Consider the following 14,148-nt stretch of genomic DNA (forward strand, 5'->3'; position numbering starts at 1 on the left):
TGGTGCAAATGCATATGCGGCCCAAGACAGAATGAATAAAGATTAAAGTACACTACACAGTGTAGTTCCTATCTCGAACAAAGTAAACCAGGAGGTGTAAAATATTGTTTTCAAAGGAGATTTCCCGCCATGGCCGCACCGCAACGCCTCACTGACCGCAAGCGCGTCGCCATCGTCGATGCCGCCATCGCCGAGTTTCGCGAGCACGGTTTTGATGCGACCAGCATGGACAGGATCGCCGCCACGGCAGCCGTTTCCAAGCGCACCGTGTACAACCATTTCCCCAGCAAGGACGAGCTGTTCGCGGAAATCCTGCAGCGCATGTGGGAAAGCAGCATGGCCCAGCCTGCCGTGCCCTATGTGGCCGACCAGCCGCTGCGCCCGCAAGTGCTGGCCCTGGTCGAGCAGAAAATGGGCTTGCTGTGCGACCCGGCCTTCATCGACCTGGCGCGCGTGATCTTTGGCGAAACCATCCACTCGCCCGAGCGCGCGCAAGCCATGGTGGCGCGCCTGAATGAAAAGGAAACCGGCCTGTATATCTGGATCCGCGCGGCGCAGCAAGATGGGCGCATCAAGGCCGGCGAGACGGTGGAAGTGGCGCACCTGCTGATGTCGCCTTTAAAAACCTTTGCCTTCTGGCCGCAGATCACCATGGGCGAGCCTCTGCTGGGCCCGGCACGCCGGCGCGAAGTGGCGGAACTGGCCGTCGATATCTTCCTGTGCTACTACGGCGTGGAAAAACAGACGGCATAAACGGGCGGCAAGTGGGCAGAGATGGTCTGCCAATGCTCGCCCTCGTCGGCGGAATACCAGGCGCCGCCCGTCGTCGACGCCATCAATAAACTGCGCCCATCGTCGGCCAGCGCCAGCCCGTGGCGGTAGATGAGGTCGTAGCAATGCTGCTGCGGCAAGCCCGCGCGCAACACCTCGAAAGTTTTCCCGCCATCGCGCGTGCGCGTCACGGCCAGCGCGCCATCAACAGGAATGCGCAGCACGTCCGCCTGTGCCGGCACGAACCAGGCCGTGTCGCCATCGCGCGGATGCACGGCCACGGCAAAGCCGAAATGCGACAGCGGCGCCGTCGTCACTTCCTGCCAGTGCCAGCCGGCATCGCGCGAGCGCCAGATGCCGTTATGGTGCTGGCACCACAGCGCCTCGGGCGTGCCGGCGCTGCGCACGATGCGGTGCGGGTCTTGCACGGCCTCGTTTTCATCGAGTTCGGGCGGCATGTAGTCGGCGCGCATGCCCGTCGCGCTCAAGGCCCAGCTGGCGCCGCCATCGCTAGTCTGCCACACGCCGCCGCAGGACACGCCGACCAGCACTTTGTTGCTGTCGCGCGGGTCGACGCAAATGCTGTGGATGCCGGGCACGTCATAGCCGCCGCCAAACCACTGCGCCCGCTGCGGCACGTGCCACAAGGATTCCACCAGCTGCCAGCTGTCGCCCCGGTCGTTTGAACGGAACAGGCCGCCAGGCAAGGTACCCGCCCACAGCACGCCGGGCTGGTCCGCGCCGCCGGCCGCCAGCGACCAGATCTGCCGCAAGGTCCAGTCCACGGTATCGCTGCTGCCTTCCGGTTTCGCGGGATAGGCGGGCACGGCGACTTCCTGCCACGCGCTGGCGCCCGCGTCGAGGCGGTGCAGTTTGGCGCCGAAATGGCCCAGGTTCAGGGCCGCGTACAGGGTGCCGTCGCGGCCATCGTGCAGCAGCATGGAGACGGGATCGCCGGCAAACTGCACCAGCGCCAGCTGCCAGGCACCGGCCGCATCGACATCGAACTGGAACAAGCCCTTGCGGGTGCCGAGATACGCGCGTTGAGCCATGCCTTGTCCCATGATTAACCTCCGGAAAGTGCCTGCAAGATATACACCTGGCTGTCGGGCCGCAAAGCGTCGTCGAGCACGCGCCGCTCGCGGCAGCGGGCGCCGTCGATGAAGATCACCACATTCGGTCGCAATGCGCCCTGCTCGTCGAGCACATAGCCGCGCAGGCGCGGCTGTAGCGCAAACGCGGCATCGAGGGCGGCGCGCAAGCGTGCGGCATCTACGTCCACCGTAGGGACGTCCAGATAGCGTGCCAGTTGTTGCGTAAAATGCAGATGCGCCATGCTGCCCTTCGACGTCGTCGGCCTCGACTCATTCTAGTCCCCTTTGCGGCCAATACAATTAAAATAGCGGCAAGCACACAAGGAGGCCAGGCATGACGATTACCCCGGAAGAACTAGCGGTGCTGATGCAGGAAGTGGAGGTGGCCGATCCCATCGATTTTGCCGACCTGCCCTTCGACGAGCAGGAATTGCGCGGCCTGATCGCCAACCACCTGTGCGAAATGGCCGACGCGATGGAAAGTTTCAGCCCGGAAGACCGCAACCTGGCCTTGCTGGCCGTGGCGGCCAAGCTGGTGCTGGAAAACCTCGTACTGCACGTGCAGCTGCTGCGCCGCCACGGCTTGCCCGTGAGCGACGGCGTGGACGCGCTGCTGCAGCGGCTGAAGGGCGGCAAGCCCTGACAGCCTGCCGCATCAGCGCCCTCGTTTACTGCAAGTTGATGGCCGTCACGCGCGACATGGCATTGCCGTTGTCACTCACCGAACGGATGTAGAGCACGCCATTGCGCGACAAGGCCAGCTTGCCGGCAATCCGGAAACTCCAGACCGCTTTTTGGCTGGCCAGGTCCAGCGCATACGTGCCCTGTTGACCGGCGACAAACAGCAGCTTGTTGGTCGCGATCAGGTCGCCGCCAAAGCGCTCTTCCTTGACCGCCGACAGGGGCCAGCTCCACAGCACGGCGCCCGTCGCCAGGCTGCGCGCTTCGAGCGATGCCGTGGCGTGATTGCCCACATACAACACGCCCTGCGCCGCTACCGGCTGCGTGGTGAACTGGCCGTTGACGCTCCAGCGTACCTGGCGGCTATCCGTATCGACCAGGGTCAGGCTGTTGTCAACGGGAAAACCAGCAGGAAGACGCTGGTTCAGCAGCAGCACGCTGTGCGCATCGGCCAGCACGGGTGCCTGATACAGGCTGGACCGGCTCAATCCAGTCACCACCTGTCCCGGCACGGCCACGCTCCATTGCTGCGCGCCATCGGCACGATTGAACGCGCGCAAGGTACCCGCCGTATTGCCGTACACCGTGCTGGCATTCACGGCCGGCGTCCACTCGTCGACATTGCCCAGCCTCGACAATCCCAGGCTACTTGACCACAGACTCCCGGCCGTCGTGGCATCGGCGCTGATGACGTCGTTATTGCCGCCGACATAGACGCTTGCACCAGCCAGCGTGGGAGCGGTCAGCGGCGAGGTCGCCGTCAGGATACCGTTCGTCTGCGGCTGCGTGGCGGTGGCCAGCTTGACGCCGCTCACGGCGTCAAACGTATGGACGCTGGCCAAGCCCGCCATCGCCAGGCGCGTGCCCGACACGCCAGGTGCGCTCAGTGCGCCATCGAGCGTTTGCGGCGTGCGCCATTGCACGCTGCTGTCGTGCTCGGACAGGGCTATCAAGGTATTGGTATAGATGATTTTCTTCGCATCCTGGCTATCGGCTGCGGATTGCTCCAGCGAGAAATACACGAGACCATTCGCGGCCACTGGCGGGCTCATACGATAAGTTTTTTCTCCGCCAGCGTATTCCCACGTCCAGCGGCGCGAAAATTTCGCCGCATCGACATCGACCGGTACCAGGCCCGTGTGCGCCGCATTGCCATTCGTGCCCTCCCAGTCGCCCGCACCGGGCAGCGCGGCCAGGGCCGGCATATTGCCCTTGAGTGGCGCGACCACCACCTTGTACGGGATGCTTTCGGGCAAATTCTTATATTCGAATTCGAACAAATTCAGGGGAGACAGCGTAATCCGTCCCGTGTAGGTGCCAGGCGCCAGGCCAGGCACGGGCTTGAAGGTCATGCGCCAGCTGTTGTCCGACAGTTTCTGATGATCCGATAGCTGGAAAACCGTCACGCCGTTCGCGTCGGTGGCGCTCCACAGCGGACGCTCGGCCAAATCGCTGCGCACCACCACGTTCACATCGGTACAGGCTTCACCCGGCGCCATATTGCAGTTGCTGCTCACTTCAGACAGGTACAGCACGCGGCGCTCTTCCGGCCCGAAGAGTCCGTCCCCGCCGCCACAACCGGCGATGAATGGCAACGCCAGCATCAGGGCAGGTAACGCGGCGGCACGGTACGCTCCTTGCATCGTTATAGTCATGTATCTTCCATGTTCGGGCTTTCCCATCCGCCACCATGGCAAGATGCAAAACCCATCAAATCTTTTAACATGAAGAAGTGTGAAAAAAATCACACATTGTCACCAGCGCAGGGTAACGTCAACGGTGGCGCACGGCCCGCGCCTGCAGGGAAAGATCGCTTTCGGCCACGGCCACGCAGGGCAGGATGCAGCCGTCGAGCCGTTCATCGGGGCTGATGCCGGGCCAGTCCACCGTGTAGCGTATCTTTCCTTCGGGCATGTGGCACAGGCAGGTACGGCAAGTGCCGTTGCGGCAGGAACTGAGCAGGCGGATGCCGGCCAGCTCGGCGGCGGCCAGCACGGTGGTGCCGGCCTGGGCCGTGAATTGCCAGCCTTGCGGAACGATGGTGATGGTAAAGGTCGCGCTCATGCGCCCAGTGTAACAGTCAGCTTGCCAAGGTCGTCCACTGCGCGCCCGCCGCATGGCTGCGCAGCACGGCTTCGGCAAAGGCCAGGCCGGCCACGCCATCGGTGACGGTGGGCAGCCAGCGCGCCGCCTCCGGTATCGGCGCCCCCGCCTGCAGAGCGCGAATACGCAAGGCCGCATCCAGGTACAGCTGGGCGAACGCTTCCAGATAGCCTTCCGGATGGCCGGCCGGCACACGCGTGGCGTGGCGCGCGGCCGCACTGTCGACCCGGCCCGGACGCAGCAGCTGGCGGTTGCCGCCCTGCGGCGTACACCACAGCGCGTTCGGTTGTTCCTGGTCAAAGTCCAGCTGCGCCTTGCTGCCGAACAGGCGCAATCGCACCGTGTTTTCGCAACCGGTCGCCACCTGGCTGGCCCACAGCGTCCCTTTCGCCCCGTTGGCATAGCGCAGCATCACCTGCACGTGGTCGTCCAGGGTACGGTTCGGTACAAACGTCGACAATTCCGCCAGCACGGCATGAGGCGTCAGTCCGCTGACAAACTGCGCCAGGTGATACGCGTGCAGCCCCACGTCGAGCAGGGTGCCGCCGGGGCCAGCTTTCAGCGGGTCGTTATGCCAGTTGCCCTCGTTCATGCCGCCAGCCGCGATCGCATCGGCCAGCCAATCCTGCGAATACTCGACTTGCACGAGGCGCAGTTCGCCGATCTCGCCCGCCTCGACCATGGCTTTCGCGTGGCGCAGCAGCGGGTAGCCGCTGTAGGTATGCGTGAGGGCAAACAGCACATTTTTCTGTTGTGCCAGCGCCGCCAGCGCCTGCCCCTCCGCCAGCGAGATGCCCAGCGGCTTGTCGCAGATCACGTGGATGCCCGCTTCCAGGAACGCCGTGGCGACGGGCGCGTGCAAATGGTTGGGCGTGACGATGGCCACGGCCTCGATGCCGTCCGCGCGCTGGCTTTCGGCCTGCGCCATGGCGCGGTAATCGCTGTAACAGCGCTCGGGCGCCAGGTGCAGCGCGGCGCCGCTGTCACGCGCGCGCTGCGGGTCGGACGACAGGGCGCCCGCCACCAGTTCATATTGATCGTCGATGCGCGCCGCGATGCGGTGCACGGCGCCGATGAATGCGCCCTGCCCGCCCCCTACCATGCCCAGCCGTAAGCGTCGCTGCATGTCGTCTCCTTATTTCAAGCCAAGCAAGTGATGAATTTGATCCTGGTCCACCGCACTGCCGGCGAAATCGTCGAACGCGTGCTCGGCCACATGGATGATGTGCTCGCGGATGAAACGCGCCCCTTCGGCCGCGCCATCCTCGGGATGCTTCAGACAGCATTCCCATTCCAGCACGGCCCAGCCCGGAAAGTCATACTGCGCCAGCTTCGAGAAAATCGCCTTGAAGTCGATCTGCCCGTCACCGAGCGAGCGGAAGCGCCCGGCCCGGTCTTGCCAGTCAGCATAGCCGCCATACACGCCCTGGCGTCCGTTGGGCCGGAATTCCGCATCCTTGACGTGGAAAGCCTTGATGCGCGCATGATAGATATCGATGAAGGCCAGGTAATCGAGCTGCTGCAGCACGAAGTGGCTGGGGTCGTACAAGATGGACGCGCGCGGGTGATCGTTGACGGCGGCCAGGAAGCGCTCGAACGTCACGCCATCGTGCAAGTCCTCGCCCGGATGCAGCTCATAACAGAGGTCCACGCCCGCCGCGTCAAACGCATCGAGGATGGGCAGCCAGCGTTGGGCCAGTTCCGCGAATGCCGTTTCCACCAGACCGGCGGGGCGCTGCGGCCATGGATACAGATAGGGCCAGGCCAGCGCGCCGGAAAACGTCACGTGCGCCGTCAAACCCAGGCGCTGCGAGGCGCTGGCCGCCCACAACAGTTGCTGCGTGGCCCAGGCCGTGCGGGCGGCGAGATTGCCACGCACGTGTTCGGGCGCAAAACCGTCGAACAGCGCATCGTAGGCGGGATGGACGGCGATCAGCTGGCCCTGCAAATGCGTCGACAATTCCGTCACCTGCAAGCCGTGGCGCGCCAGCAAGGCTTTCACATCGTCGCAATACTGCTGGCTGGCCGCCGCCTGCTCCAGGTCGAACAGCCGCGGCGCCGTCGGCAGCTGCAAGCCCTGGTAGCCCAGGCCGGCCGCCCATTGCGCCAGGTGCTCGAGCGAGTCGAACGGCGGCTCGTCGCCGAGAAACTGGGCCAGGAAAATGGCCGGGCCCTGGATGGTTTTCATGTCAATATCCTATTAGATAAAGCCGGGGTCAGACCCTCAATGCCACTAACGCAAAGGTCATTGCTAGCGCGCGAGGGGGTCTGACCCCAGAATTTAAAAAGGCGAGTTCGGAAAGTAAAACTGCTTGGCATTCTCGCGCGTGATCAGCACCGAGGGAATGATCGTGTTGGCCGGCAATTTATCACCTTTCAGGCGCGCTTCCGTCGTCAGCTTGATGGCGTCGTACATGAACTTCGGCGAGTAGGAGACATCGGCCACGATCAGCGGGTCGGAACCGTCCATGATCTTTTTCACGGCGCCCTTCGCGCCCGCGCCGCCGAACACTTGCTTGATGTCCGTGCGCTTGGCTTGCGCGATGGCCTTTTGCACGCCGATGGCCATGTCGTCATCGGCGGCCCAGACGGCGTCGATGTGCTTGAAGCGGGTCAGGTAATCCTGCATGACCTTGAAGGCATCGTCGCGGTTCCAGTTGCCGTACTTGGCGTCCAGCACCTTGATGTCGGGATGGCCTTTCATCACGGCAGAAAACGCATCGTAGCGCTCGTTGTCCAGGGTGGTTGGCATGCCGCGCAGCACGACGATATTGCCCTTGCCATTCAAACTTTTCGCCAGATACTCGGCCGGCAGCTTGCCAAAGGCCGTGTTGTCGCCCGCGATGTACGCATCCTGCGACTGCGTGTTCGTCAAGCCGCGGTCCACCACCGTCACGTACACGCCCTTGTTTTTGACTTGCGCCACGGGCTGCGTCAGCGAGGCCGATTCGATGGGAAAGATCACCAGGGTGTTGATCTTGTTCACCGTCAACATGTCCTGCAACTGGTTCGCCTGCTCGGGCGCCGTGGCGGCCGTCTTGACGATGATTTTCAGCCCCGGATGGGCTTTCTCCAGCTCCGCCTTGGCCTGGTTCGCCCACCACACGATGCCCGAGGTAAAACTGTGCGTGGCCGTGGGAATGGCCACGCCCACCACCAATTTCTCTGCGGCCTGCGCGCTCGGCAAGGCCCACGCCTGCATCACCAGCACCGCCATCCCTGCTACCCGTATAAAGCTTTTCATGCTGCTCTCCTCCAAGGTTGTGGGCGCCCGTTGGCCGCCCTTTCAGAACGCCGCTCTTGTTTTATTTGCGGCCTCGCTGCAGGAAGGCGACGGCGATGATCACCACGCCTTGCACTGCGGCATTCAGGTAGACACTGATGATGCTGGTCAAATTCAGGATATTGCTGATCACGGACAAGAGGATGGCGCCGATCACGGTGCCGACGATGCGTCCTTCTCCCCCTTTGAGGGCCGTGCCGCCGACGACGACGGCGGCGATGGCTTCGAGTTCCCACAGCAAGCCCGTCGTCGGCGTTGCCGAGCCCAGGCGCGGCACGTACAGCACCGTCGCGATGCCCACGCAGACGCCCAGCAGCATGTAGGTGGCGATCTTGACTCTGTCGACATGGATGGCCGCATAGCGCGCCACTTGCTCGTTGGAACCAATCGCCTGCACATGGCGGCCAAAAGTCGTGCGGTTGAGAATGATGGCACCGGCCGCCGCGACGAAGAGGAAAATCCAGATCGGTATCGGCGCGCCCAGCACGCTCGTGTAATACACGGGGCTGTACAGCTCGGACAGGGTGGCGTCCAGGGTCAGCGCGCCGCCGTCGGCCAGGTAAGTGAGCACGGCGCGGAAGATGCCGAGCGTGCCCAGGGTCACGATGAACGGCTCGATATTGCCTTTGCTGATGAGCAAGCCGTGCATCAGGCCAAAGCCGGCGCCCAGGATCAATGCCATGGCGATGCCCAGCACCAGCATGGTGATCGGCGCCAGGTCGCCGCCCGCCCCTTGCGCCAGCGCATTCATGAAATAGATCATGCAGCCGGCGATCAGGGCCGCCATCGAGCCGACCGACAGATCGATGCCGCCCGAGATGATCACGAAGGTCATGCCGACGGCGATGATGCCGATGAAGGCCGTGCGCGTGAGCACGTTCATCAGATTGTCCACGGTGGCGAAGTCGCCATTGAGCAAGGTGCCCGCGATGCACAGAGATAACAAGCCCAGCACGGGGCCAAAGCCCTTGATGCGCGCGCCGAAGCTGGCAACGGCAGCGGACAGGGGGGATACGGTGGTGTCAGTGCGTGCCGGTTGCATGGGCAATCAACTCCTCTTCGGTCAGGTGGTCAGCAGACAGGGTGGCTTGCAAGGTGCCGGCGCGCATCACGGCCACGCGGTGGCACAGGCCGATCAATTCGATCAGTTCGGATGAAATCACGATCACGGCGCGCCCTTCGGCGGCCAGGCGGTGTATCAAAAAGTAGATGTCGCGCTTGGCGCCCACGTCCACGCCACGGCTCGGCTCGTCGAGCACGACGACGCGCGGGTCCGAATGCAGGTATTTCGCCAGCGCCAGCTTTTGCTGGTTGCCGCCCGACAGCATGCGCGCGCGACTGTCCAGGTCGCCCGTGCGGATATTGAAGTCCAGCACCGCCTTGGCCAGCGCCTGCTTCTCCGCCTTGACATCGAGCCACGGCCGCGCATAGCGTTCCATCGTCATCATGGTGAGGTTTTCCCGTAAACCCAGGTTCACGTGCAAGCCCTTGCCCTTGCGGTCTTCGCTCAAATACGTCATGCCGTGCTGCATGGCTTGCTTGGGGGTACGGATATCCACGGGCTGGCCATTGAGTTCGATCTTGCCCGCGCTGCGCGGACGCAGCCCCAGCAAGGCTTCGAACGATTCCGTGCGTCCCGCGCCCACCAGTCCCGCAAAGCCCAGCACTTCGCCGGCGCGCACCTCGAACGACAGGTCTTTCGACCAGCCGGGCACGCACAAGCCGTCGACTTTCAGGAGCACGGGGGCATCGTTCGCCAGCGCCGCTTTCGCCGGGAACATGTCGGACAATTCGCGCCCCACCATCAGGTTCGCCATCTGCTGGCGCGTGAGGCTGGCCGTCGGTTCGCGCGTGACGAAACGCCCGTCGCGCATGACGATGACTTCATCCGTGTTGCGCTCGACTTCATCGAGCTTGTGCGAGATATACAGAATGGTGACGCCGTCCGCCTTCAGCTGGGCCATGACGGTAAACAATCGTTGGGTTTCCGACGACGTCAGGGTGGCGGTCGGCTCGTCCATGATCAGGAAGCGGGCGCGGCGTGACAGGGCCTTGGCGATTTCCACAAGTTGCTTTTCAGCGACGATGAGGTCGCGGATTTTCGTGTCGGGCGAGACATCCAGGCCCACCTGTTTCAAATAGCGCGACGCCTCCTCGCGCATGGCGGCCTCGTCGAGCAGCCAGCCACGCGTCTTTTCATGGCCGAGGAACATGTTCTGCGCCACCGTCAGGTGTTCGGCCAGGTTGAATTCCTGGTGGATCAGCACGATGCCGGCAGACTCCGCCGCGCGCGAGCTGGTGAAATGCCGGGGCTGGCCATCGATCAGCAGCTGCCCTTCGCTCACGGCTTCGTAGCCGGCGAGGATTTTCATCAGGGTCGACTTGCCGGCGCCGTTTTCGCCCAGCAAGCCATACACGCGCCCGGGCGACAGGGTAAAACTGACGCCATGCAAGACGCGCACGGGGCCGAAATCCTTGCACACCCCTTCGAAACCGACGGCAACGCTCACTATGCACTCCCTCGCAGAATTAATCGGTGTTGCAGCAGCACGCCAGGCACGCTGGCCGCAGGGTTGGCCAGGCGCTGCAGCAACAGTCTCGCCGCCGTCTCGCCCAGTTCGCGCATCGGCTGGGCGATGGTGGTGAGACCGGGGTCGATCTGCGCCGCGATGGCGATATCGTCGAAGCCGATCACGGCCACATCTTCCGGCACGCGTTTCTTCAGCTGGCGCAGCGCGCTCAAGACGCCGATGGCCAGGGTGTCGGAGACGGCAAAGATGGCCGTCGGCGCGTCGGGCTGCGCCATCATCCGCAAGGTGGCGGCCGTGCCCGCTTCATAGTCGAGGCTTTGCACAGTGTGCACCCACTGCGGCTGCACGGGCAGGCCGGCGGCGGCCAGGGTATCCAGATAGCCTTGCTGGCGTTGCCGCGCGTACAGATAGCGTTCATCGGAATTGATCAGGCCGATACGCGTATGGCCGCGCGCCAGCAGATGCGCGACGGCGTCGGAGGCGGCGCGGTGGTTGTCGATGCCGACATAGGGCACGGCCACGGCGGGATCGAATTCGCAGCACGCCACCCACGGCAGGCTGACGGATTCATGCGACAGGGCATGCTGCACCGTGTCCGGGTCGAGGCAAATGGCGCCGTCGGCGCGGTGCATGCGCAGCAAGTCGAAATACGAACGTTCGCGGCCCGCATCGGCGCCCGTGTCGCACAGCAGCACGAAATAGCCATGTTCGCGCGCCACCGTATCGATGCCGCGCACGATCTGCGCATAAAACGGGTTGCCAACGTCGGGCACCATGGTCAAGAGCATGCGGCTCTCGGCCGTGCGCAGGCTGCGCGCCAGGTGGTTCATGCGGTAACCCAGGGCCGCCACGGACGCCAGCACCTTGTCGCGCGTGGGCGCCCGCACTCCTGCCTGCTCGTTCATCACGCGCGAGACGGTGGCCACCGACACGCCCGCATGCGCGGCGACGGCGCTGATGGAGACGGTTTCTGTCGGCAAAAGAGAAGGAAGGGCTGACGGCATGGGGTTTTCACATAAATGTAATCGATTACATTTATAAGCCAGTCGCGCGCCCGATGCAAACATTATCGATGCTGCGCTGCGCAAAAGATGTGCAGAAAGCGGCCTTGTACGGGCCGTTGGAAAAGCTATTTCTGGGGCTGCAAGGCGTTCTGTTGCACGGCAAAACGCCGTGTCGCAGATCAGGGAGAACTTACTGCAGCATCGCGCAAAATGTTTCGGGATTGCCATCAAGAATGACGCCGCTGGGCCAGCGGTGGCTGCGCTGCTGGGCGCGCAGCAAGGATGCGGCCAGGGCCGAGTCGCCATCGACGGCGTAGACGAAGACGGGCATGCTCAGGCTGGCCGCATCCATCAGCAGATTCGGATTGGCATCCAGGCTGCGCGCATCGACGTGCACGCCGGCGGGCATGCCGATCTGCTGCTGCACGCGCCGCAGCCAAGGCTTGTCCAGCTTGGGCGGGCGGGCATTTTTCGCGATATAGCGGCTGACCCGGTTCGTACCGGCCGCCTGCGCATGGCGCGCGTCAAACACGAGCAGACCCAGGTAGCCCTGCGGATCGGCGCGGCGCGCGCACGCGAGGTTGTTTGGCACGCCCGAGGTCAAGAACCAGTTGCCATGCTTGATGTTCGCGCGCAACTGCCCCACCAGAGTGCTGATCGGCGCACACGACGACACGACATCCTTGATTTCCGCATTCAGGGTCTTGGCCGGGAAAGCCGTGGCCAGGTCGGCGACGTCGCTGACGAACGGCGGCGTTTCCGCCGTGGCCACGCCGCGGTTCTTCATGCTGGCGGCGCGCCAGTCGTCGGCCGTCAGCTGCTTGACGGTGCGGGGCGATCCCGTGTCGACGACTCTCCCCGTCAGCAGATCGTGGTGCACCACCCAGCTGCCGTCGCCCAGCAGCTGCAAATCCGTCTCGACGCCGTCCCAGGTGCCGAAATACGTGTTGCGCAGCGCGCTCAGCGAGTTTTCCGGCGCATTGCCGGCGCCACGGTGGGCGTGCACCTTCATGCCCAGGCAGTCGGCCTGGACAGCCGTGCTGGCCATGCTGAGCAGCAAGGCCAGCGCGGCCGCCTTATTGTTGTTGCGCGTGATAGCCATAGTCGATTCCCTGCAAAACATGGATGCGGATCGCTTCGTTGACGGGGTAGCTGTAGCCCTGCCCCACCGCCACGACGTGCGTGATATTGGCCAGGATGGCCTTGCCGGCGAGATTCCAGCGCGTGCTGTCGGGCTCGCCCTGGCGCGTCCAGTCCAGCATTTGCCGGAACAGCTCGCTGCGCGTGACGTTGTTGTCGAGCACCGACAAGATACCCCAGGTGCCCGCAAAGGCCGTCGCCAGCACGCCCGTGGCGATCCAGGCGGAACGGCGGCTCAGCTGCCCATCGGCCCCCGCCTGCTCGCCCCGGCGCATGACCAGCAGCAATAATACGACGGTGGCGATCAAATACAGCAATTTGGAAAAGTGGCCGATGGCACCCAGCAGCGAGAAGAACAGGGCCACGGGCGGCACGATGGCGGCGCGCGCCGCTTCCTTGCCTTCGTGGAAGAACCTGCCACCCGCTTCAAAATCCGCGCGGCTGGCGCGGTATTCCACCAGTTTTTCCGCCGTCTGGCGATCGAGGAACTGCTCGAACAGGCGCCCGAACTCGGCCGGACTGGCATACGATGCCTGCACCGTGGCGCCAGCCGGCAGTTTCAACGCTTCGCGCAATTGCGCCTGCACGCCGGGGCGCGCGACAAAGGCGGCAAACGGCAAGCCCGGCGGGATGCGCTCGCCGCGCACGGAGACGCCCTTGCTGGCCGCCTCGGCCGCATAGCGGCGCTTGACGGCGGCGCGGAAGCCCCGCTCGTCGTCGGTACGCCAGTTGGCGGGCACGGGCACTTTCTTGCGCACATTATTGACGACGGCCGCCTGGCGCCGCATCGGCACCGAATGCGGCTGCCAGCCACGGCGCGACAGGCTGCTCACGTATTCCTGCCACGAGGATTGCTGCTTGGCCAGCAAGCCGGGATCGCTGTCTGGGATGATGCCCGCATACAATTCCCACTTGCCGGCCAGCTCGCGCATGGCTTCCTGATATTTGTCATAGTAACCGGACGGGCCGCCCGCCACCTGGCGCACGTTGGCGCGCACCAGCTGCTCCTTGGCCGGCCCCATGCGCTCGTCAAGATGGCGCACGGACACGGCCAGAAAGGGGAACAGGGCCAGAAAGGACTTGCCTTCCGGCTTGGCGAACAGGGTGGGATCGTCGACCAGGCCCTGCAACTGCAAGCTGCCGCCTACCAGCGAACGCTGCAGCAATGTGGTGTTGAAGGCCATGCGGCGAAATTCCGCGTCGCGCGTATTGACCAGCACATTCACCGTGGTTTTCAGCACGCCGAAGACGACGCCGGCCGTCACCACGCAGCAGACGATGATCTTTGTCCAGCCGGGGCCGCTGCCATTGTTCTTCAGGCGGCGGCGCCACATCAGTTGCAGCACCACCAGCGCGGCGGCGATGCCGGACAGGCTGCGGCCATAGAATTCCACGCCTTCCACGTCTTCCGGCTTGACGTTGCCGCCCACCACGTCGAGCAGGCGGGCATTGAAGCCCAGTTCGAAACACAGGTAAATGATCGTCAGGACGATCAGGATCAGGGTCTGCCGGATCTGCAGACTGCGCAAACTCGCGGCCAT

General features: G+C 64.0%; 14 protein-coding genes. 2 read left to right on the forward strand and 12 right to left on the reverse strand.

The genetic code is table 11. The features are described 5' to 3' along the window. Positions 1 to 129: 129 nt before the first annotated feature. Positions 130 to 753: a TetR/AcrR family transcriptional regulator gene (locus AC54AF_RS03475; RefSeq protein WP_496635381.1), complete on the forward strand. Its 624-nt coding sequence runs from the start codon at positions 130 to 132 to the stop codon at positions 751 to 753. Here AC54AF_RS03475 and AC54AF_RS03480 read toward each other — a convergent pair. Next, complete coding sequence (locus tag AC54AF_RS03480) at positions 726 to 1,823, reverse strand: WD40/YVTN/BNR-like repeat-containing protein (protein WP_496635442.1); 1,098 nt, start codon at positions 1,821 to 1,823, stop codon at positions 726 to 728. The genes AC54AF_RS03475 and AC54AF_RS03480 overlap by 28 nt on opposite strands. 14 nt (positions 1,824 to 1,837) lie before the next feature. Further along, complete coding sequence (locus AC54AF_RS03485; protein ID WP_496635383.1) at positions 1,838 to 2,107, reverse strand: ubiquitin family protein; 270 nt, start codon at positions 2,105 to 2,107, stop codon at positions 1,838 to 1,840. A gap of 92 nt (positions 2,108 to 2,199) precedes the next feature. Here AC54AF_RS03485 and AC54AF_RS03490 point away from each other — a divergent pair, with 92 nt between their 5' ends. Beyond that, the gene (locus AC54AF_RS03490; RefSeq protein WP_436479090.1) at positions 2,200 to 2,508 is read left to right on the forward strand and encodes a hypothetical protein; all 309 of its coding nucleotides are present in this window, start codon (positions 2,200 to 2,202) and stop codon (positions 2,506 to 2,508) included. Positions 2,509 to 2,533: 25 nt separating this feature from the next. On the opposite strand, the gene AC54AF_RS03495 is transcribed toward AC54AF_RS03490, so the two are convergent. The 10 genes from AC54AF_RS03495 to AC54AF_RS03540 form a co-directional block, all read right to left on the reverse strand. Next, on the reverse strand, positions 2,534 to 4,201 hold the full coding sequence (locus AC54AF_RS03495) for an outer membrane protein assembly factor BamB family protein (protein ID WP_496635385.1): 1,668 nt from the start codon (positions 4,199 to 4,201) through the stop codon (positions 2,534 to 2,536). 118 nt (positions 4,202 to 4,319) lie between these two features. After that, the gene (locus AC54AF_RS03500) at positions 4,320 to 4,610 is read right to left on the reverse strand and encodes a 2Fe-2S iron-sulfur cluster-binding protein (protein ID WP_496635387.1); all 291 of its coding nucleotides are present in this window, start codon (positions 4,608 to 4,610) and stop codon (positions 4,320 to 4,322) included. A gap of 16 nt (positions 4,611 to 4,626) precedes the next feature. Continuing rightward, positions 4,627 to 5,775 carry a Gfo/Idh/MocA family protein gene (locus AC54AF_RS03505; RefSeq protein WP_496635389.1) on the reverse strand — a complete coding sequence of 383 codons (1,149 nt, stop codon included), beginning with the start codon at positions 5,773 to 5,775 and terminating at the stop codon, positions 4,627 to 4,629. A gap of 9 nt (positions 5,776 to 5,784) precedes the next feature. After that, positions 5,785 to 6,837 carry a sugar phosphate isomerase/epimerase family protein gene (locus tag AC54AF_RS03510; protein ID WP_496635391.1) on the reverse strand — a complete coding sequence of 351 codons (1,053 nt, stop codon included), beginning with the start codon at positions 6,835 to 6,837 and terminating at the stop codon, positions 5,785 to 5,787. A gap of 93 nt (positions 6,838 to 6,930) precedes the next feature. Next, a complete protein-coding gene (locus tag AC54AF_RS03515) occupies positions 6,931 to 7,866 on the reverse strand; it encodes a substrate-binding domain-containing protein (protein ID WP_226938862.1) in 936 nt (311 codons plus the stop codon). 88 nt (positions 7,867 to 7,954) lie between these two features. Then, positions 7,955 to 8,974, reverse strand: coding sequence for an ABC transporter permease subunit (locus AC54AF_RS03520; RefSeq protein ID WP_131687905.1), 1,020 nt, complete (start codon positions 8,972 to 8,974; stop codon positions 7,955 to 7,957). Continuing rightward, positions 8,955 to 10,442 carry a sugar ABC transporter ATP-binding protein gene (locus AC54AF_RS03525; protein ID WP_496635394.1) on the reverse strand — a complete coding sequence of 496 codons (1,488 nt, stop codon included), beginning with the start codon at positions 10,440 to 10,442 and terminating at the stop codon, positions 8,955 to 8,957. Before AC54AF_RS03525 ends, AC54AF_RS03520 begins: the two co-directional genes overlap by 20 nt. After that, positions 10,442 to 11,467, reverse strand: a complete 1,026-nt coding sequence (locus AC54AF_RS03530; RefSeq protein WP_496635396.1) for a LacI family DNA-binding transcriptional regulator — start codon at positions 11,465 to 11,467, stop codon at positions 10,442 to 10,444. The genes AC54AF_RS03525 and AC54AF_RS03530 overlap by 1 nt, the downstream gene beginning before the upstream one ends. A 190-nt stretch (positions 11,468 to 11,657) precedes the next feature. Then, the gene (locus AC54AF_RS03535) at positions 11,658 to 12,569 is read right to left on the reverse strand and encodes a glycerophosphodiester phosphodiesterase (RefSeq protein ID WP_496635398.1); all 912 of its coding nucleotides are present in this window, start codon (positions 12,567 to 12,569) and stop codon (positions 11,658 to 11,660) included. Next, positions 12,544 to 14,148, reverse strand: coding sequence for a hypothetical protein (locus AC54AF_RS03540; protein WP_496635400.1), 1,605 nt, complete (start codon positions 14,146 to 14,148; stop codon positions 12,544 to 12,546). The genes AC54AF_RS03535 and AC54AF_RS03540 overlap by 26 nt, the downstream gene beginning before the upstream one ends.

The organism is Janthinobacterium sp. JF4, from assembly GCF_059617925.1.